12 protein-coding genes are annotated in these 21710 nt (G+C 40.3%); 10 read left to right on the forward strand and 2 right to left on the reverse strand.

The genetic code is table 11. The annotated features are described in order from the left end of the window. Positions 1-77: 77 nt before the first annotated feature. Positions 78-1733 carry an arylsulfatase gene (locus OQ268_RS15140; protein ID WP_265857284.1) on the reverse strand — a complete coding sequence of 552 codons (1656 nt, stop codon included), beginning with the start codon at positions 1731-1733 and terminating at the stop codon, positions 78-80. 56 nt (positions 1734-1789) lie between these two features. Continuing rightward, positions 1790-4219, reverse strand: coding sequence for a glutaminase family protein (locus OQ268_RS15145; RefSeq protein WP_265857285.1), 2430 nt, complete (start codon positions 4217-4219; stop codon positions 1790-1792). A gap of 520 nt (positions 4220-4739) precedes the next feature. On the opposite strand from OQ268_RS15145, the gene OQ268_RS15150 reads away from it, so the two are divergent. From OQ268_RS15150 to OQ268_RS15195, 10 genes are all read left to right on the forward strand, one after another. Beyond that, positions 4740-7871 (forward strand): ligand-binding sensor domain-containing protein, encoded by a 3132-nt coding sequence (locus OQ268_RS15150; RefSeq protein WP_265857287.1) that lies wholly within the window; start codon positions 4740-4742, stop codon positions 7869-7871. Between the two features lie 11 nt (positions 7872-7882). Next, a complete protein-coding gene (locus tag OQ268_RS15155; RefSeq protein ID WP_265857289.1) occupies positions 7883-8662 on the forward strand; it encodes a response regulator transcription factor in 780 nt (259 codons plus the stop codon). A 213-nt stretch (positions 8663-8875) separates the two neighbouring features. Then, positions 8876-12004, forward strand: coding sequence for a SusC/RagA family TonB-linked outer membrane protein (locus OQ268_RS15160; RefSeq protein ID WP_265857291.1), 3129 nt, complete (start codon positions 8876-8878; stop codon positions 12002-12004). Positions 12005-12008: 4 nt separating this feature from the next. Further along, positions 12009-13874, forward strand: a complete 1866-nt coding sequence (locus tag OQ268_RS15165) for a RagB/SusD family nutrient uptake outer membrane protein (RefSeq protein ID WP_265857293.1) — start codon at positions 12009-12011, stop codon at positions 13872-13874. Positions 13875-13885: 11 nt separating this feature from the next. Continuing rightward, positions 13886-14578 carry a DUF3823 domain-containing protein gene (locus OQ268_RS15170; protein ID WP_265857295.1) on the forward strand — a complete coding sequence of 231 codons (693 nt, stop codon included), beginning with the start codon at positions 13886-13888 and terminating at the stop codon, positions 14576-14578. A 14-nt stretch (positions 14579-14592) separates the two neighbouring features. Further along, the gene (locus OQ268_RS15175; protein WP_265857297.1) at positions 14593-15972 is read left to right on the forward strand and encodes a sulfatase family protein; all 1380 of its coding nucleotides are present in this window, start codon (positions 14593-14595) and stop codon (positions 15970-15972) included. 1 nt (position 15973) lies between these two features. Next, on the forward strand, positions 15974-17410 hold the full coding sequence (locus tag OQ268_RS15180; protein ID WP_265857299.1) for a sulfatase family protein: 1437 nt from the start codon (positions 15974-15976) through the stop codon (positions 17408-17410). Position 17411: 1 nt separating this feature from the next. After that, positions 17412-18773: a sulfatase-like hydrolase/transferase gene (locus tag OQ268_RS15185; RefSeq protein ID WP_265857301.1), complete on the forward strand. Its 1362-nt coding sequence runs from the start codon at positions 17412-17414 to the stop codon at positions 18771-18773. Between the two features lie 8 nt (positions 18774-18781). Next, positions 18782-19978, forward strand: a complete 1197-nt coding sequence (locus tag OQ268_RS15190; protein ID WP_265857302.1) for a cellulase family glycosylhydrolase — start codon at positions 18782-18784, stop codon at positions 19976-19978. A gap of 26 nt (positions 19979-20004) precedes the next feature. Continuing rightward, entirely contained in the window at positions 20005-21696 is a 1692-nt protein-coding gene (locus OQ268_RS15195) for an arylsulfatase (RefSeq protein ID WP_265857304.1), read from the forward strand. Positions 21697-21710 lie beyond the last annotated feature (14 nt).

The raw sequence follows: 21710 nt of genomic DNA on the forward strand, positions 1-21710 counted from the left end.
CCCTCACATCTTTAAATTTCTAAAGCTGCTCTGATTTTATTTTTACTAGTCGATTAATCTTGAGCCTGCTATTTCGACTATTTTTTTCGCCTTGACTCCATAATGGCTCTGATTTTATCAAATGGTTCTACATTGGCACGTTTAGCCCAATTGGCATAAGCAGTAGTCATTGTTTTCACTTGTTCTGGCATAGTAGCTGCCAGGTCATTCGTTTCAGATCTATCTTTTGATAAATCATATAATTCCCATTTGGGAGGCTTGTTGTCGTGATGTTCAGTTACGAGCTTAAATTTTCCCTGTCTAACTGCAGCATTGCCTTCGTGTTCCCAAAAAATTGGCTGGTTGTGTACTGGCTTCTCGATTCCTTCTATAACAGGTAACAGACTCTTTCCTTCCATAGGGTTTATGCTGTGACCTTTATATTGAGTAGGGTATTTGGCACCTGTTACGTCGACAACAGTAGCCATAATATCTGGTAAAAAACCATACTGATCTGAAAACTTTCCTTTTGTTGCAGCTGGCATGCCTTTGGGCCAGTGCACAATCAGTGGTGTAGCAATTCCGCCTTCATTTACCCAGTGCTTGTATTTTTTGAAAGGGGTATTCGATACATTTGCCCAAGACTGTCCGTAGCTTAGCAAATAACCCTTCTTAGTACCAAGGTTTTCCTTCAAACCACCGCCAAGCTGTCCGCCTTCTGCACAGGCACCGTTATCGGCTAAGAATAGAATTAAAGTATTATCTAGTGTTCCCGATTTTTCTAAAGACTTTATAATTCTTCCGACATTTTGATCCATCCGATCAATCTGAGCTGAATAGATCGCCATGCGGTAATCCATCTCATCTTGTTTTTCAGGCGTAAGCTTATCCCAGTCTACGCCATCTTCATCGGTAAGGTTTGTAGTTGAAGTAATAACACCCATGGCTTTCATTCGCTCATAACGGGCTTCTCTTAATTTTTTCCAGCCGAGTTTATACTCTCCGCGATATTTATCGATATCTTCCTTGAAAGCTTGCAGAGGCCAGTGTGGGCTCGTGTATGCGAGGTACATAAAGAAAGGGGTATCTTTTTTCTTAAACCCTTCCTCCATAAAATCAATTGCATGGTCGGTTATGGCGTCTGTAAGGTAGAAATTGTCGCCCTCTGGTTCTACGGGCGTATTCATTAAGGTTAGTCCCCTTAGACCTGTTGGCTCAAAATAATTGGCCGCTCCTGCCAAAATCCCGAAATATTTATCGAAACCTCGTTGTAAGGGCCAACGTTGTTTACCATTATAGCCCAAGTGCCACTTGCCTGACATTAACGTTTGATAACCTGCCGTTTTAAGCACTTCAGCAATGGTAACACAGGAATTGTTTAATGCACCCTGATAGCCCGGTAAATTCATTTGATATGCGGTGCTGTCTTCAGGATCGTTAGTCATGTGGCCAATACCCGCCTGGTGCGGATATAAACCCGTCATTAACGACGCCCTGGTTGGGCAACATCTGGCACCATTGTAAAACTGCCTAAACCGCAAACCATTTGTGGCCAAACGGTCTAGATTTGGCGTTGCAACCTCACCACCGTAGCTGCCAATATCCGAATAACCCATATCATCAGCAAGAATCACAATAATATTTGGGGCTTTATTTGGTTTAACCTGATCTGTTTTGGCAGTAAAAGAAAAACCGATAACTGAAAGGGTACATAATACCGCACAACCGATTGATATTTTTTTGATAGATTTCATGCTGATAATTTTAAAATGTAACAAAGTTTATTAACCCTTGTGCGGTATAAAATAAGCTATGGTTTTTTAAATTTTTGTTCTAAAACCTTAATAAAATAGCCCCCAACAACACTTCTTGCCTGAAAACCTACTTGTTTTCCAGTGGTAGTTTCATGCCAATCGCTTATTGGAACTCTCGAAGTAGTTTCCACCGCATATTTATACACCGGATCGATGAAGCTTTTAAAGTCTTTATCATTATCGGCCAATACCGCTGTCCAGAGAATCCAATCAGATTTTGTGTAAGTCTTCCTGCTATCTAATGGAAGCCCGTAAGCATTTTGCTTGGTTAAATAGTACTTTACTTCGGTATTATATACCTCTGATGGGAAAAGACCAAGATTGAGTAGTTTATCCCAAACCAGGTTATACTTCTGGCTCCAGGTTCTCTTTTTATCAAATGTAAGGGCATAATGATCGCCGTCTTTAGCCATGTCCATCCATTTCAATGCCATGTCTTTAGCCATTTTAGTATATTTTTCTGCGGTTGCTGTTTCTCCTAACTGAGCTGCCAATTTACCGTAACATCCCAGGGCAACAATGGCCTTAACAGATAAGTTTGAGTTTCTTGCCAGGTGTCCTGCGAAATCGTCGGTACACAATTGGTTACCTGGATCAAAACCCTCTTTGCTTAGGTATTCTGCCCAGATGCCTAACGTTTTCCAATGTTTCTTGGCAAAGTCGGCATTGCCCTCAGCTTTAGCAACAGCAGCGGTTAAAATAACCATATTTCCAGCTTCCTCTACCGGCATATCCTCACCATAAGTTTGGCCATTAGCAAGCGGATAGGTGCCCAAATCGTGAGCAGGGAAAGGTTTTGCCCATTTTCCGCTCTCACTATAATAAAAGATTCCATTTAACAAACCTTTGGCTAATGCCGGGTTGTAAGCTAAGAATAATGGTGCAGATGGATAGGTTACATCAACAGTATAGATAGATCCGTTGCTAAAATTTTCTTTAGACATGAATAGTAAATCGCCTTCTGGGCTTTCTACCAATTTATGCGCAGAAATTGCTTGGCGATAACCCAATACACAGAGTTTAGCGTATTTCTCTCCTCCCGCAGTTAAAGCATCCTGATACATTTGCTTATCAAAGGCATTACATTTGCTAATAATGTCTTGATATTGAGTTGTGGCAAGCGCCAGTTGTTTCTCGATCGTTTCCTTACCTGTTCTATTCCAGTATGGCTTCAGGTTTTTTCCAAAATATTGAACCGACTCTAAGTCATCATAACCCAGCATTACATACTGTGATTTAACAGCTTTTTCTACTTTTCCTAAAGAGATATTGGTTACCAACGATAAACCTGTACCAGTTACAGAATTTGCATTTGCACCCTGGTTAGCTGATGAAGATTGCCCCGTAGTAATATTTTGAGTTACTACCTTGGAAGTGGGAACCGCAACGTATAAATGGCCCCAATCAATGCGTAAGTTATCACCTTTCTTACCCAATATAGGTTGTTCTACCGTTCCCGCTTTTAAAATAGAAAGAGATGAATTAGTTACTTTTTCTGCTTTCACTTTTTGATCTTTGCTGTTAACTGCAAGACTAGAGGAAGTGGAGAACATAATTTCGGTTGTGTGTGCTTTGCCATCATTGGCGTTTGCAGCAAATGTGATGTATGATATTGGTCTTGATACTAAATCGAGGTTATTCAACAATAATGGAGAAGCAAATGTTACCTGCAAATTTATCGGCCCGGCAGCAAAATTATAAGTTGTTTGCGTAGCAGAGATGTTAACTTTTTGTTGTGTAGCCATAGCCATTGGTGATGCCTCAGGGATTTTAGTTACAATAGATGCATCCAGCCATTGTCCGCCTCGGGTGTTAGTAATATGGATTGCCAAGGTGTTCTGCCCTTTTTTTACCGCTTGTTTAGCTTCATTATTTAGTGGAACATATATAAAATCGTCTTCCGTCCATCCTCGTTTTTTGAAAGTTTGTACACCATTTACATACACTTCAATGTTGTCATCATGATTGATTTTTAAATACAGCGATTCTTTGTTTTCAGAAGTTACCGTAAATGTTGTTCTGGCCCAGAGGTCTTTAGAAGTCCAAGGCGTGCCCGAATTGCCAAATTTGCTTCCGAAAGGTGCATTGCCAGTTTTCCAATCGTCACTTTTATAATCTGCCGACTGCCAGTCGCCTTTGGGTTGGCTTTCGGTATAGCTAAACATTTTATCCTTGCTTAAAGCTTGATATTTAGTTTCTTTATCACCTAAAAAACGATAAGGTTTTCCATCTACGGTAATAATGCCTAATAGTGCTTGTTCTGTTCCTGTCCAATGGCGGGTAACAGATGATGTTAGTGAATCAGTGTTAGACCAGATACTGAAATAAGGATCATGAGTGATTAATGGATAGGATGGTGCTTTTGTAACCTGGGCATTTGCTGAGGCTGTAAAAAGAAATAAGATGGCAAGAAGTTGTTTATACATAAATTGTTTTTTTGAATGATTATTTTTTGGTTTTAGAAATGTGTTGATATTGTGTCTGGCAATGTTTGAAAGCCATAACTGCGATTATGGCTGCTCCAATCCCTGCTTTCCATTAGCAGAAATTTATGCCTTCAAAGCGGTAAGGTTTTGTTTTCGTATGGAGAAAAACCATGTTAATTAGATAGTTATATTTGGCCTCAATTGTGAAGTATGTAGTCTTCATTACAAATTAAATCAAATTGATTGAACGTTTTTAATCAATGTTATGCTGATTTGTCTCAATTTCGATTTAGACTTGTTCAATTTTGTTTAGATAACAATTAACAATCGTTATCATTGTATCCCAAGCAGATTTTTAAATCAGGTATTGCGGATTTCAAAATCAGTGCCTGTTTAATTTAAGCTTTACCAGCATAAAGATATAAAATTATAATAATCAGTGTCTCTAAGTCTTGTACTACAGTGAGCATTGGTCAAGCAAAACCCAACAACGATTAATTTTTACATCAGGAGATGAAGTATGTTTAAGCGATTTTGTCTGATAATTTATTTGATTTCAAATGCACTTCTTTCAGAAGCACAATCTTTTTATTTCCAAAACTATCAGGTAGACGATAAATTGTTACATAATACGGTAACAGCGATTACACAAGACCGCAGGGGATTTATTTGGATTGGTACCAAGGGCGGATTAAACCGGTTTGACGGATATTACTTTAAAGATTTTTCAATTGATGAGAAGCGCTCAGGGGAAAATTCGATTTCGGTATTGAAAGAAGATTTTCAAGGCAGGTTGTGGATTGGAACACTTAGTGGGCTTTTTTATCTTAACACCAGCTCTGAACAAACTACCAGGATTAATTTACCTTTTGGTGGTATAGCCAGTATTTCCTGTGCAAAGCCAGATATGTTATGGATAACCGCTAACGGTAAGATAGTTGGTTACCAACCCTCAAATGGGAAATATTTTAATACCAATGTAGATGCAGGTGTTAGCGAGTTAGACCAAAATAATCAATTGTGGATTGGTACAGCAGATGGCTCCTTAAAATCAATGAATGTTAAAGGCACTGACTTGCCAATCAAAGATTTAAACATTCAATTAAGGGCAAATTTAAATTGGCCCATCACAAAAGTATTGCCAACACCCAATGGGGTACTCATTGCCACTACACATGGGTTTTTTAGGTACGATGCAGTTACGGGCAAAACAAAGGCTTTACTTACTAAAAATGATGATGGCACCACAGTATACGTTCGGGATCTGAAAGTTCTATCAAACGGAGAATGTTGGTTGGCAACAGAGCGGGGAATCTATATTTACGATTTGGCGAAAAACACATCTAGGCACATCGGTAAAGAAATAGGTAATTATTATTCACTAAGTGATAATGCTGTTTATTGCTTAATACAAGATCAGCGCAAAGGGGTTTGGGCAGGTACATTTTTCGGGGGCATCAACCACATATCCATGGAAAACAATGCTTTTGAAAAGTATTTTCCTACCAATTCCGAAAATTCGATCTCTGGAAGTGCAGTAAGGGAAATTTGCGCAGATGCACAGCAGAATATTTGGATAGGTACCGAAGATGCCGGTATCAATCGGTTCGATCCACAAACTAAAACATTCCATCAATTCGCAGGCGGAAAGTCGCCATCCAGACTTTCATACCCTAATATTCATGGCTTGCTGGTTAATAACGGAGAAGTATTTGCTGGTCCTTTTCTGCGTGGCTTAGAAATTTTCAATAAAGATTCTGGCAAGTTGTTAAAGCGCTTCAATAGTATCCGTTTGCAAAGGGGAACTGGTAAAGCCTTTATTATGTCTATCGCCAAAACCAAAACAGGACAAATTTTGGTTGGCACTACCGGGGCTGGCCTGTACTACTATCTGCCCCAATCGCGTAAATTGATAGCCATCCCACAAATTCCACAAAATTCTTATGTATACGCCATCGCAGAAGACCACGAAGGAACAATTTATACAGGAAGCTTAGCAAATGGCGTATTCTTTCATAACCCTAACACAGGTAAGCATGGAAATATAAGATTTAAAGACAAATTCAATCCAGCATCTACGGAAAATCTTATTCAGGGCATCCACGAGGATAAACATCAGAATCTTTGGTTTTGTACAGAAGGGGGTGGCTTAATTAAGATGGCGAAAGACCATAAGACCTTTACACGATACAACACCGATACTGGCCTTCCTACCAATAATTTGTTCCGCATTTTAGAAGACGAATACGAAAACCTTTGGATAAGCAGTTTGAAAGGATTAATCTGCTTTAATATCAATACAGCAAAATTTAAGGTATATTCTAAAGCAAATGGTTTGTTAACAGATCAATTTAATTATAATTCTGCCTACAAAGATGGAAATGGGAAAATGTACTTTGGGTCTGTCAAGGGATTAATCGCATTTTATCCAGATTCTTTACCTAAACAAACACCCGTTCCACCCATATATATCACTTCTTTGCATGTTAGCGTAAACAGTGCCGAGGAAAATTCAACACAAGCTAAAAAGCCGATTTTATCTGTAGATTCTATCACATTAAATTACGATCAATCTACTTTTGATATTGAGTTTGCAGCTTTAGATTATGCCGCTCCGGATCTCATTAGATACCAGTATCGCCTGGTAGGCTTGAGCGATCAATGGACACAAATCAATACCAACAGGAAAGCTTATTTTACCAATCTTGCCCCGGGCGAATATCGTTTCGCTATTAAAGCTAAAAGTAACATCGGCCTATGGCAAACGCCAGAGCGGGTATTATATATTAAAATTTTACCACCTTTTTGGAAATCAAATACCGCATACGCTTTATATACTTTCCTTTCGATATTAGGTATTTTTCTGGTGATATATTTCTATCATCGATCGATAGAAATCAAAAATAAACGTAAAAACCAGCTATTTGCGCTGAAAAAAGAAAAAGAGATCTATCATTCGAAGATTGAATTTTTCACCAACATTGCTCATGAAATTCAAACTCCGCTTACTTTAATTAAAGGACCTATAGACTGGGCATTAAATAAAGCAGATGATGTGGCTATTGTTAAACGAAACCTGGAGCTGGTAAAGAAAAATATTCACCGTTTAATTACACTCACTACGCAGATGCTCGATTTTAGAAAAACAGAGGAATACCACTTTTCGTTAAATTTTGAGCGGGTAAATGTCAACAAGTTAGTTGCCGAGCAAGTGGAGATATTCTCTTTAGAGCTTTCTAACCGAAATCTTCAGCTGGAAATGGCATTGCCCAAGAGAGGTTTAATAGCCTACCTAGACAAAGAGGCTTGCATCAAAATAATTAGCAACCTACTTTCTAATGCAGTTAAATATTCTAAAAGCAACATTAAGATAAGTCTTAAATCTGCTACATTACAGGGTTGCCAATCCGTAATATTAAGGATTGAAAATGATGGAGAGCCAATCGAAAGTAAAGACCAAGAGCGGATATTCGAGCCTTTTTACAGAACTGAAAACCAACGCAGCATTCCCGGATCTGGCATTGGTTTAGCACTTGCAAAGCATTTAGCAGAGCTACATCATGGAGATTTGATATTGATCGAACATCCTGAAATTAATATCTTTGAATTAACCCTACCTGTAAACCAAGAAGTAAAAATCGAAATTAATTAAGACACTGAACAATGCCACATACCATATTACTGATAGATGATGAAAATGACCTTTTGCAGTTTATGTCTGAAGTATTGGGAGAGCACTATACGGTCCTTACCGCATCAGATGGATTTAAAGCGATAGATGTTTTAGAGCAACATGCGGTCCATTTAATTATTAGCGATGTAATGATGCCAGGAATGGACGGTTTCGAATTGTGCGCTAAAATTAAGTCTAGCGTTGAATACGCACATATTCCTATTATTCTGCTTACTGCAAAGAATACTTTCTCCGCAAAAATCGAGGGATTAAATCATGGAGCAGATGCCTACATCGAAAAGCCTTTTTCATATGATTTGGTTTTAGTTCAGGTTGCAAACCTGCTGAAAAATCGATCAAAGGTTAGAGAACATGCACTTCAGGATCCATTTAGTCATCTAAAATTCGAGCAACGTTCACAATCAGATAACGACTTTTTACAAAAGTTGGATCATTATATTTTAAAGAATCTTAGCAATAGCGATTTTGATATTGATGATTTAGCTGAACACATGAATATGAGCAGGCCTACGTTGTATCGAAGAATTAAGCAGCTACTCGATGTACCTGTTAAGGATTTGGTTACGCAAGCCAGATTAAATAGATCGGTGCAGCTAATGGCAGAAAATAACCATAAGATTTTCGAAATTGCACAAATTGTAGGCTATAAGTCTCAAACGGTTTTTGGAAGAAGCTTCCAGCGATATTTCAAACAATCTCCAATCGAATATATCTCAGCGCTTCGAGATAAGCTTAACAACGGTCAGTAATTAACTGTCTATTTTTCGCCCACTGGCGATATCATTACTATTATTTGAGATAAATCATCTAAAGATTGAGTAAAACGGACTTATCATTAGTACTACTTTCGTATAGTCTGATAATGAAGAAGGTAGCATAAATGTACTGCCCTTGGCGTCAGATTAATTAATGAACCAGATGGATAACAACCATCATATTAGGTAACCAAATATTACTCAATTATGCTGAAATTAACCGCAGTTTTTTGGCTGCTCTGTGCTTGCATTCTGCCGGCATACGCTATTAAGAATAACTCCAGATTTAAAAAGAATACCGCTTTTTTTCAGGAAAAAGAAGGAAACATTCGAGGGACAGTAACCGATGAACAAGGCGTCTCCATTCCTGCAGTTACCATCGTAATAAAAAATAAAACCATAAGAACAGTTACCGATGGAAATGGCCGCTACAGTATCGCAGCGAATGAAAATGATGTGCTTGTTTTTAATTACGTAGGTTTTAAACAACAAGAAATTAGGGTTGGTAGTAGCACAACCATCAATGTTAAACTAATCACTTCATCAGAATCATTAACAGAGGTGGTAGTTGTTGGCTATGGTGAACAACGCCGAACCAGTGTAACGGGGTCAATTGCAACCGTCAACTCGGCCGAATTAACTGAAACCCCTGTTCCAACCGTTTCACAGGCTTTAATTGGTAAAGTTGCAGGAGTTACCTCGAGGGCGCCAGACGGGAGACCGGGTGCCGAGGCGAGGTTACAGATCAGAAACTTAGGCGATCCCTTATATGTTATTGATGGCGTACCTTCAGGCGCCCAACAGTTTAATAACCTAAACTCAGAAGATATTGAAAGTTTATCTATACTTAAGGATGCGGCTGCGGCCATTTATGGTTTAAGGGCATCGAATGGGGTAGTATTGGTATTAACCAAAAAAGGTGGTTTGAATAAAGAAAATCGAATTAATGTAAATGCATACTATGGTTTGCAGAGTTTATTCCGTTTTCCAAAGGCGGCAAATGCAGGCGATTATGTGCGGGCACTTGCAGAGGCTGATATTAACCAAAATGGCACCTCTGTCTGGACACCTGAGGAGGTAAATAAATGGCAGCAGGGTGTTCCCGGTTACGAGGGCTTCGATTGGTCAACTTATATCAAAGATTACGCCCCACAATCTTATATCAACCTTAACACAACAGGTGGTTCGCAGAAAACCAGTTATTACCTGTCGCTTTCTCGAACCGATCAGGATGCAGTTTTTGAAGGGTATAATTTTAACAGAACCAATTTACAAACCAACCTCGAAACCCGTATTGGTCAGCGATTGAAAGCGGGCGTTAAGATCAACGGAAAAATCGAAATCAGAGATTTACTGGGTCTTCCTGGCGACGATGATTATTTCAACGCCTTATTGGGGCAATTTAGAAATCTACCAACCGAAAGTCCATATGCAAACGGAAATCCAAACTATCCTGCAACCAACAATAACTTTGCAACCAACTACGCAACTTTCGAATATTCGGGATATAACAAAACCGAGCGTAGAACACTACAAACTACTTTCGATCTGGAATATAAGTTTCCAATTAAAGGCTTAACGGCAAATGGAATGTATTCTTTTTTCTACAATAATCTATTAGGCAACACATACGAGAAAACCTACAAAACATATACATACAACGCTGCATCGGATACTTATAATGTTACCGGCGGACAGCAGAATCCATATCGGTCAAGAGATAATGGCTACATTATAGACAATGTTTTGCGTTTGCAATTGAACTATGCCGGAACTTTCGGAAAGCACAATGTTAGCGCTATTGGTGCTATGGAAACCCAGGAAAGGGTAGACAAATTATTCTTCGTGCGTTCACAACCGGTAAGTAATGAAATTGACATCATCAACTTCTTTAACGAATTGCAGGCGGTAAGTGATAGGGTTACAGAAGAAGCAAGAGCGGGCTTTATCTTCCGTGCAAACTACGATTATGATAGTAAATATTTGTTAGAAATAGGCGGAAGATATGATGGTTCTTGGCGTTTTCCAAAAGGTCACCGTTGGGGCTTGTTTCCATTTATATCTGCAGGATGGAGAATCTCTAAAGCAGATTTCATGCAGGGAGATGGCATTAAAAAAGTAATTACCGATTTAAAGTTGCGTGCTTCTTATGGCGAAACGGGTAGTGAGGATAATGGTGTGGGCGCATTTGCCTATCTGCCTGGTTATAACTTCGGATCTGGCAATGCCTATTTAGATGGCCAATTAATTACTGGTATAGCGGCAAGAGGACTTCCTGTTACCAGATTAACCTGGGTGAAGAGCGCTATAACCAATATCGCAGTTGATTTTAATTTGTGGTCTGGTAAGTTGGGTGGCTCTGTCGAAGTTTTCCGCAGAGATTTAACAGGAATACCAGCTCCCCGTTACGATGTTTTGCTCCCAATTGAAGTAGGGTTTACTGCACCGAGTGAAAATTTAAATGCCAATAGAACATTGGGTGTTGAAATGGCTTTAAACCACGCGGGCAAAACTGGTGGCTTAGAATATTCGGTGGGGGTGAATGCAACACTGGCAAGACTAAGAAATGTCTATACCTATAAACCTCGTTTCGGTAACTCGATAGATCGTTATCGCAATTCAATAGAAGATCGTTGGGCCCGAATCAACTGGGGATACGAATTTATTGGCCAATTCCAAACTGCAGAGGAAATAGCAAACTACCCTGTTGATATAGACGGGCAAAATAATACCACCCTTTTACCAGGCGATTTTATCTACAAAGATCAGAATAACGATGGCGTAATTGATGGTTTAGACGAAAGGCCAAATGGATACAGTGAAAGCAATTTACCGTACCTAAACTTCGGGTTAAACAGTTCATTTGCCTATAAAGGTTTCGATGTACAGCTTAATTTCGCCGGCGCAACCATGCAGAGTAGAGGGCGTGCTGCAGAACTTAAACTGCCGTTTCAAAACGATGCAAATTCGCCAGATTTTCTTTTAAACGATCGTTGGCACAGGGAGAATATCTTCGATCCGAATAGTGCATGGATACCAGGAACTTATCCCGCCCTTAAAAAATCAAATAATGAGAGCAACCAGCGTGCCTCTAGCTTCTGGTTCAGAAACACATCTTATTTAAGGCTTAGGAATGTGCAATTGGGTTATAACTTACCACAAAAGTGGCTTAAGGGCGCCAGCATTACCAAAGTGAGAATTTATGCCAACGGGTTTAATTTATTCTCTATTGATAACTTGAAAGATATTGGAATAGATCCTGAAACACAATTAAATACCGGCTTGGAATATCCTTCTGTAAGGGTATACAACTTAGGGGTTAACTTAACATTTTAGAAAGATGAAACAATTTAAGAAAATTATACTTTACGCAATCTGCGCTACTATGCTAAGTCAGGTGGTAGGATGTAAAAAATTTCTCGATCGTAAACCAACAGATGTATTGCTCGATGAGCAGGTTTGGAGCGATCCGAAACTTGCCATCTCGGTTTTGGCTAACATATATAACCGCTTACAGCCAACCGGTGGATTGGAAAGCGGAAAACTATCTCCTACCGATTTGGATGAAGCCATGTGGTCGGGTGGCCTTGGCGCAAATAATGCCAGGAATACCAGGGTAAATTATCCTTATACAGATAAACAACTTTGGTCTTACGACTTAATCAGGGATGTAAACCTCTTTCTCGAAAATCTCGAAAGATCTACTGCCATGGCAGATGCAGACCGTAAACATTTGCTGGCTGAAGGTCGGTTTGTGAGGGCTTACATTTATTTTCTTCATGTACGCAGCATGGGCGGTGTGCCACTTGTTACCAATACCTTTCAGTATGATGGTTCGCCAGATGTTGACGCACTAAAATTACCTAGAAGTACAGAAGCTGGCATTTATGATTTTATTGGCGCCGAATTGGATGCAATTAAAGATCAGCTTCCGCTTACAGCAACAAGTAAGACAAGGGCAAATAAGTGGACAGTTTTGGCCTTAAAATCTCAGGCAATGCTTTATGCCGCATCTATTGCCAAGTATAATAGTTTAATGACAGATCCTATCGTACTGCCAGGTGGCGAGGTGGGTATTCCGGCAAGCAAGGCAGAGGGCTACTATCAGCAGTCGTTAGCAGCTTCAAAAGAGATTATCGATAGTAAGCAATTTGTGCTCTATAATGAAAACCCAGATAAAGCTCAGAACTTCTACGACCTGTTTACTAAAAAAGCAAATAATAGGGAAGTGATTTGGGCACTTGATTACACCCTGGATGGCAAATACCACGATTATACTGTTGAAAGCATCCCTCGCTCTTTGCGTGAGAATGCTACAGGCTCTGCGGGAGTTACGCCTTCGCTTAATTTAGTTGAAGCTTTCGATTACCTAAATGGAACAAGTGGTGCACTCAAAATTCAAACGGCCAATGGCTCCGATTACATTTATTATACTCGTCCGGAGGATTTATTTGCCGGTAAAGATAACAGGATGTTTGGCAGCATTATCACACCAGGCTCTACTTTCCGTGGTAAACGCATTGATATACAGGCTGGAGTAATGGAATGGAATGCCGCAACCAATCAGTATGTTATTCGTACCTCTCCAGATTTGGGTAGTGTTTTTACCGACGGCGGAACTTTAGTGGCTGCAGATGGTCCGCTTCCAAACGCCGCTAACGTTACAAATACTGGTTTTTACATGAGAAAGTACGTTGATTCAAGGATAGGTTCAGGACAATCTGGTCAAGGAAGTGATGTCTGGTGGATTCGTTACCGTTTCGGTGGCATTTTGCTAAACGCTACCGAGGCTGCTTTCGAATTAAACAGAGTTCCGGAAGCTTTAGGGTACATTAATCAAGTAAGAGAAAGGGCTGGGTTTCCTGCAAATAGTTTGGCAACACTTAGCAACGATATCATCAGAAAAGAGTTTCAGGTAGAAATGGCTTTCGAAGAGCAACGTTATTGGGATTTGAAACGTTGGAGGATTGCCCATGAGGTATTTAATGGAAACAGGCAATCGCCAAACACCCTGGTGAATGCACTTTGGCCATATCGTGTAGTTAGGCCTTCAGACCCAACTAAACACAATAAATACGTTTTTGTAAAGCGTGTAGCACCAAGGTTTACACAACCAAGATTATTTAGGCTAGGTAACTATTATTCATCAGTTCCACAAAATGTACTTAATGCCAATTCACTTATAGTTAGAAATCCATATCATTAATTTTCATAATCATGAAACGAATATTATACAGTATCATTTTTTTAGCGCTGGCAATAACAGGTTGCGAATATGATAATTACGAACCACCTAAATCCCAGTTAAGCGGCCGACTTCTTTTCGAGGGCAAAACTTTTGGCATTAGACAAGGAATAAGTGTTTTACAGCTAACACAACCTGGCTTTGAAACCGTTACACCAATCAATGTTAATGTAAAACAAGACGGCACTTTCGCTGCCATGCTTTTTGATGGAGACTATAAGTTACTGCAGATTGCTGGCAATGGACCTTGGGAAGTTACAAGCAGTACAATTGATGTGGCTGTAAGAGGAACCACAAATATAGATGTCCAGGTTAAACCATATTTCTCTCTTAACAACGTTAGTTTTACAGTAGAAAATAATGTACTAAAATCGTCTTGTGTGTTGGTTAACAATGTTGCAGGAAGACAACTGGAGCGCATATCGCTTATTTTAGGTAAAACAACTATCGTTGATGATCCAACAAAATTGGTGCCTTCACCAGCAGATCCGTTAAGTACAAAAGTTGGAACAGGCTTAAATTTAACGCAACCGATTCTGTTAAGCCAAAATTTAGCAGTAGCGCCTTTAACTACCTTGCCGTACCTTTATGCAAGGATCGCAGTTAAAGTGGTTGGCGTCCCCGAGTTGCTTTATTCAGATGTTTTCACTGTAAAACCGCAATAAAAATCATCAGCACTATGAAAAAATATGCTTATACCTTAACATTGTTGCTCCTATCTGCTATAGGATGGTCTTCTAAAGCACAGGTCACACAACAATCTCGTCCTAACGTGGTAATTATTATGGCTGATGATTTAGACACCCGACAATTAAGTTGCTATGGTGGAAAAAATATTCAGACCAGAAATATTGATAAATTAGCTGGGGAAGGTTTGAAGTTTAATAACATTTATGCTTCCCATGCTACCTGCGTGCCTACCCGTGCCTCGCTGTTTACAGGCTTGTATCCTATGCGACATGGTTCATTCCAAAATCATAAACCGGTATATCCAAATATGAAAAGTGTAGGACATTATCTCGCAAACGTAGGCTATCAGGTAGCATTAACGGGCAAAGATCATAGTACCCGCCCGGCAAGTGCTTTCCCTTTCGAGATCATCAAAGGATTTCAGCCACAATGTACTTCGAGTAATGATGAATACGAATTGGATGATGTAGAAAAATTCATGACCAATCAGCAAAAGCCTTTTTGTCTTTTTATTATGAGTATTAACCCGCATAAACCTTGGGATCAAGGTGATCCTACAGAATTTAATGCAGACAAGTTAATTTTACCTCCAAGTATGGTAGATACTAAAGAAACCAGGAAAGAGTATTGCAATTACCTGGCGGAAATTCGTCGCTTGGATAACCAGGTAGGTGATGTGATGGCAATGCTTAAAAAAACTGGTCAGGATAAGAACACTATATTTATGTTTTTAGGCGAGCAAGGACCGCAGTTTGCCGGCGGTAAATGGAATTGCTGGGATTTAGGACAAAAAAGTTCGATGATTGTGCGATGGCCAAATCAAATAAAACCAAATATTCAAACGAATGCCATTGTACAGTATGAAGATATTACGCCAACCCTCATTGATATTGCCGGAGGAAAGGCAATTGATTCTCTCGATGGGAAAAGTTTTCTTCCGGTACTTAAAGGGAATTCTAAAACAGCTCGCAGTTATGCATACGGCATATATAATAACATTCCTGAAGGGCCTGCTTACCCTATGCGTAGCCTGCGAGATGAACGTTATAAACTAATTTTGAACCTAAGCCCAGAAAAAACTTACGGCATAAAGTGGTATAATGGACCTGGGGATCTGGGTGTTTGGAAATCGTGGAACGATAAAGCCGAAACGAATGCAGAAGCCAAGTTCTTGGTTAACCGAATTAAACACAGACCAGCCATTGAATTTTATGACACCCTAAAAGATCCTTACGAATTAAACAATTTGGCAAATAATCCATCTTACAAAAAACAAATTGATACCTTCAGTAAGGTACTGAAAGATTGGATGAAACAACAGCATGACGATGGTGCATCTGTAGATCGGGTTTATGCAAAACAAAATTAGTATGAATAAGACAATGAGAAGGGTAGTACCAATTATAAGCACAGCATTCGCTGTGCTTGCCGTGTTTGCATTCAGGGCCCCAGATAAGTTAGGTAGGCCACCGGCAAAAAAACCAAATATTATCTTCATCATGGCAGATGATTTAACCATGACAGACATCGAACCCTTTGGTAGCACCCAGGTACACACGCCAAATCTAAAGCGTTTAGCCAGCGAGGGCATGTGTTTAGATAACATGTTCAATATGGTGCCGGTGTGTTCCCCAACCCGTCAATCATTACTTACGGGTTTGGGTCCGGTAAGAAACGGTGCTTACCCCAATCACACCATGATTTATGATGGAATAAAGACACTTCCAATCTATCTTCAGGCACTTGGCTATCGTACTGCAATAATTGGTAAAAGGCATTATGCACCAGAGTCTGCTTACCCCTTCGAGTTTTTGGGAGGAAAAGATGGCGACAACGGGCAGGGTCAGGACGTTGATCTTTCGAAAGCAGAAAGCTATATCAAAAAAGCTGCCGGGAAACCTTACTTCTTAATGTTTGCCAGTAATCAGCCGCACGAACCGTGGAATCGCGGCAATCAGAATGCTTATCAGCCAGAAAAAGTGAAGCTTAATCCTAATATGGTAGATACCAAGGTTACCCGCAAGCAGATGACCAAATACTTTGCTGAAATTACTTATCTAGACAGTTTGGTAGGCGTTTGCTTAGACATGGTAGAGCGTTCGGGAGAAAAAGATAATACCATCATTATGTTTGCTACAGAACAAGGCAATTCTTTTCCTTTTTCGAAGTGGACGCTCTATGATCAGGGACTACGCTCTGGTTTTATAGTGCGCTGGCCAAATAAGGTAAAGCCCGGATCTCGTAATCCTGCTATGTTAGAATATGCAGATATTACCCCCACACTCATCGAACTCGCCGGAGGGAGCCCTGAGAAAATTAATACCGGATCCAAAGATGGAAATGGCAAAACCGGGTTTGATGGTGCCAGTTTTAGAAAGGTTTTGCTTGGAGAAACACAGCACCAGCGAGATTATGTTTTTGGTGAGCATACCACCCGTGGAATTATTCAGGGAAGTGATGCCTATGCCACGCGGTCAGCAAGAAGCAACAATTACCTTTATATTCAAAACCTAAATTCTGATGGCATTTTTAAAAATACTGTTACCAATTCGCCATTATTTAAATCTTGGATGGAAGAAGACGCCGCAAGGGCCACCGCTTATCAAAAACGCCCAAAAGAGGAATTGTACGATGTAATCAAGGATCCATTCAACCTGCATAATTTGATAGAAGATCCAAAGTTTAATGCGGTAAAAAAAGACCTCTCTACTCGGCTTGCCGCATTTATGAAACAACAGAACGATAAAGGCATAGCCACAGAAATGGATGCCTTAAATCGTCAACCTAAACATCAACAAAAAGATTAATATGAGAAACATCAGTTCATTATTCATACTGTGCCTGCTATTGATTAGCCACGTAGGGTTTACACAGGAAAAGCAACCAAACATTATTATTATCCTGGTAGATGATATGGGTTTTAGCGACGTAACTACCTTTGGAGGGAAGTTTGTGCCAACGCCAAATATAGATCGGTTAGCAAAGAACGGTCTTATGTTAAACCAGTATTACAGTGGTGCGCCAATCTGCTCACCATCAAGAACTAGTTTGCTTACCGGAATGTACCCGGGAAGGTGGAATTTTAGTACTTATCTCGATAACAGACAGCACAACAAGAATGCCGAGCAAGCAGATTTCCTTGATCCGAATGCCCCATCCATTGCCCGCGTTTTTCAATCTGCGGGTTATGCTACCGGCCATTTTGGTAAATGGCACATGGGTGGTGGCCGCGATGTAAAAAACGCTCCAGGATTTGAAAAGTACGGTTACGATGCCCATGCCAGTACTTATGAGAGCCCAGATCCAGATCCACTGCTCACTGCTACAAACTGGATTTGGTCAGATAAAGACAGTATTAAAAGATGGGATAGAACTAAGTATTTTGTAGACAAGACCTTAAATTTCTTTAAGCAAAATAAAAATAAGCCACGCTTCGTGAATCTCTGGCCAGATGATGTACACACACCATGGGTGCCAAATGTTGGTGAAGAATATACAGGGAATTTCCCAATGGGACAAGAGTCTGAACAAGCTTTTAAATTGGTGCTGAAAGAATTAGATGTACAGGTTGGCCGCTTAATCGATGGACTAAAAGAAATGGGTGAAGATAAAAATACCATCATCATTTTTACCAGTGATAATGGACCCTTACCAAGCTTTAAAGGGAGTAGAACAGGTGGTTTACGTGGATCGAAATTGTCTCTTTATGAGGGTGGTACAAGGATGCCATTTCTAATCTGCTGGCCTGGGCATATCCCTCAGGGAAAGGTAGATGCTACATCTGAAGTTAATGCGATTGATCTTTTGCCATCGCTGGCTAAAATGGCTGCTGTAAAACTGCCTTCTGCATACAAAGGCGACGGTATCGACCGAAGCAAGGTCTTCACTGGTTCAGCATCATTAAGAGGGAAGAATATGTTTTGGGAATACGGACGGAACAATATCGCTTTTAAGTATCCGGCTGGGCCAAATAAAAGCCCAAATTTAGCAGTACGTGCAGGAGAATGGAAATTACTAATGAACAACGATGGATCTGATGTACAACTTTATAACATCGTAAAAGATAAAAACGAAACAACAGACCTCAGTACCCAGGAAACTAAAATAACTAATAAATTAAAAACTGAATTAAGTGCCTGGTGGGAATCGTTGCCTAAACTTAAAAACTAGTTTGCCACATGAAAAACTTAAAAATAATACTTAGCTTTTTACTGCTGTATGCCGTAAAATTAAGCGCACAGGAAATAGACTATACTGAGCCTGTAAAGGGTCAGTGGTCTAAAGAGCGGGCGAAAGAGTGGTATGCCAAACAGCCATGGTTGGTAGGTGCCAATTACCTGCCCGCAACTGCTATAAATCAAATCGAAATGTGGCAGGCCTCTACCTGGGATCCGAAAACAATCGATAAGGAATTTGGCTGGGCAGCCCAAACCGGCATGAATACCATGAGGGTGTTTTTGCACGATATGGTATGGGCATCTGATAAAGCTGGTCTCTATAAACACATGGATGAATTCCTGAAAATTGCCTCAAAGCATGGAATCAGGCCATTTTTCGTGTTTTTTGATGATTGCCATTTTCCTAACCCAGTACTAGGTAAGCAACCGCTGCCAGTAATTGGTTACCACAATTCTGGTTGGGTAAACTCGCCAGCACGCGACTTAGCTTTAAGGTTTTCTGATGATAAGGCTACACCGAAAGAAGTTGCAGATTTAAAGGGTTATGTACAGGAAACCATCAAACATTTTAAAAATGATAAAAGGGTATTAATGTGGGAGCTTTACAACGAGCCTGGCAGAGGGAATAACCTAGATGGGGGAGATAAATCATCGAGCATTGGCGATAAATCCAATAAGCTTCTTCATCAAGCATGGGTGTGGGCAAGGGAAATCAACCCATCTCAACCCATAACTGGTACGGCTAAAGGCAGCTTGGGGGAAATGAATGTTAAAATTAACCGCATAAACGCAGATGTCCTTTCGGTACATAGCTATGAAAAGCCAGAAGTTTTAGAGCGTGTTATAAAGAACTACCAAGCCGATGGCCGACCGATTATTATGACCGAGTGGCTGGCGAGAACGCAGGAAAGTACGGTAGCAGGATGTTTGCCAATACTAAAAAAATATAATGTTGGTGCAGTAAACTGGGGTTTTGTATCTGGTAAAAGTGGTACCGTTTGGCCTTGGTTTAGCAGAAGAGAAGATGGTAAAAACATCAGCGTTAACCAAAGACGTGAGGAAGGGAAGGTGGTACAACCAGGACAACCTTTTCCCGAACCTAAACTTTGGTTCCACGACCTGTACCGGACTGATGGCACACCTTTCGATCAGAAAGAGATCGATATTTTTAAAGAATTAACCCTAAGCAAAAAATAATAAGCTCAGCCAGATTACGTATGAAGATGAGAATGAACAATATGATGCTAATTGCCCTTGGCATTTTCGCTGCCACGGCAATTACAGTTCCGCAGAACGTTGCGGCGCAAAAGAAGTCAACCAAAAAACCAAATTTTGTGTTAGTAATGGCCGATGATTTAGGCTTTTCAGATTTAGGTTGCTACGGTGGAGAAATTAATACGCCCAATCTCGATCGTATTGCCAAGCAGGGTATGCAGTTTACAGAGTTCTACAATGTGAGCCGATGCTGCCCCAGCAGAGCGTCTTTGCTTAGCGGCTTATATAATCATGATGCTGGAATAGGCGACATGACCACTCCTCAAAATGATGAGGGCTATCGTGGATACCTGGGCAAAAATACAGTTACTATTGCAGAAGTGTTGAAGGAATCTGGATATCGTACAGGTATGGTTGGGAAATGGCACATATCTAATACCATCACCCAGAGCAATCACGATGACCAAATGAAATGGTTAAATCACCAAACCACACACCCATTATTTTCCCCTGCAGACCAATATCCAACCAGCCGTGGGTTCGAAAAATTCTATGGTACCATTTGGGGTGTCATCGATTTTTACGATCCATTTAGTTTAGTAGAGGGTAACCAGCCTGTAACCAGCGTACCAAAAGATTACTACCATACCGATGCAATAAACGATAAAGCTGTTTCATATATCCAGGAATTCAGTAAAGGCAGCAATCCATTTTTCTTATACATTGCACATAATGCCCCACATTGGCCAATTCAGGCTCCAGAAGCAGATATAGCAAAATATGCAGATACCTATAAGGTTGGGTGGGATGTGATTAGAGAAAACCGTTACAAGAAAATGGTAAGCCTTGGATTAATAGATCCTAAAATCGTTAAGCTTTCTCCACGCAACCCCTCTCAATTAAGCTGGGCTGATAACCCTAAAAAAGAATGGGATGCAAGAGCAATGGCTGTTCATGCAGCGATGATCGACCGTATGGACCAAGGTTTAGGAAGGGTAATAAAAGCCTTAGAAGAAACCGGGGAAATGGAAAATACGGTTTTTGTATTTCTAAGTGATAATGGAGCAAGCGCAGAGTTATCAGATAAATATGGTCCTGGTTTCGACCGCCCCGGCCAAACCCGTGATGGTAAAAACATCTCTTATGCCACCGACAAAACGGTGATGCCTGGTCCGGAAACAACTTTCTTTTCGATTGGGCCGGCTTGGGCTAACGTAGCCAATACTCCTTTCAGACTATGGAAATCTCAATCGTTGGAAGGCGGAATCCATACACCAATGTTGGTATCTTGGCCAGCAGGAATCAAGAATAAAGGAAGCAAAACAGCTCATGTTGGTCATGTAATGGATTTTATGGCTACTTTTATTGAAATGGCTGGTGCGCAATATCCAAAGGAATTCAAAGGCAATCAGATTACGCCTTTGGAAGGAAAAAGTTTCACCAGTGTACTTGCAGGCAAAAATACGGTTTCGCACCAAGCTTTGTTTAATGAACATGAAGGCAGTAAATATGTACGTATGGCAGACTGGAAACTTGTTGTAGCTGGTCCGAACAAAAAATGGCAGCTGTACAATTTGGCTAACGACAAAAGCGAGTTAAATGATCTTGCTGCAGAATATCCAGATAAGGTTAAAACGATGAGTGCATTGTGGGATGAATGGGCAACCAAACATCATGTACTTCCAAAACCAGCTAGATAGCGCATTTAAATATG

Origin of the sequence: Pedobacter sandarakinus (genome assembly GCF_026240095.1) — a bacterium.
GTDB classification, from domain to species: domain Bacteria; phylum Bacteroidota; class Bacteroidia; order Sphingobacteriales; family Sphingobacteriaceae; genus Pedobacter; species Pedobacter sandarakinus.

Coding starts and splice junctions, on each gene's coding strand:
- OQ268_RS15155 (WP_265857289.1), top strand. CDS start 7,883: ATGCCACATACCATATTACTGATAGATGATGAAAATGACCTTTTGCAG.
- OQ268_RS15185 (WP_265857301.1), top strand. CDS start 17,412: ATGAGAAACATCAGTTCATTATTCATACTGTGCCTGCTATTGATTAGC.
- OQ268_RS15170 (WP_265857295.1), top strand. CDS start 13,886: ATGAAACGAATATTATACAGTATCATTTTTTTAGCGCTGGCAATAACA.
- OQ268_RS15140 (WP_265857284.1), bottom strand. CDS start 1,733: ATGAAATCTATCAAAAAAATATCAATCGGTTGTGCGGTATTATGTACC.
- OQ268_RS15150 (WP_265857287.1), top strand. CDS start 4,740: ATGTTTAAGCGATTTTGTCTGATAATTTATTTGATTTCAAATGCACTT.
- OQ268_RS15165 (WP_265857293.1), top strand. CDS start 12,009: ATGAAACAATTTAAGAAAATTATACTTTACGCAATCTGCGCTACTATG.
- OQ268_RS15180 (WP_265857299.1), top strand. CDS start 15,974: ATGAATAAGACAATGAGAAGGGTAGTACCAATTATAAGCACAGCATTC.
- OQ268_RS15190 (WP_265857302.1), top strand. CDS start 18,782: ATGAAAAACTTAAAAATAATACTTAGCTTTTTACTGCTGTATGCCGTA.
- OQ268_RS15145 (WP_265857285.1), bottom strand. CDS start 4,219: ATGTATAAACAACTTCTTGCCATCTTATTTCTTTTTACAGCCTCAGCA.
- OQ268_RS15160 (WP_265857291.1), top strand. CDS start 8,876: ATGCTGAAATTAACCGCAGTTTTTTGGCTGCTCTGTGCTTGCATTCTG.
- OQ268_RS15195 (WP_265857304.1), top strand. CDS start 20,005: ATGAGAATGAACAATATGATGCTAATTGCCCTTGGCATTTTCGCTGCC.
- OQ268_RS15175 (WP_265857297.1), top strand. CDS start 14,593: ATGAAAAAATATGCTTATACCTTAACATTGTTGCTCCTATCTGCTATA.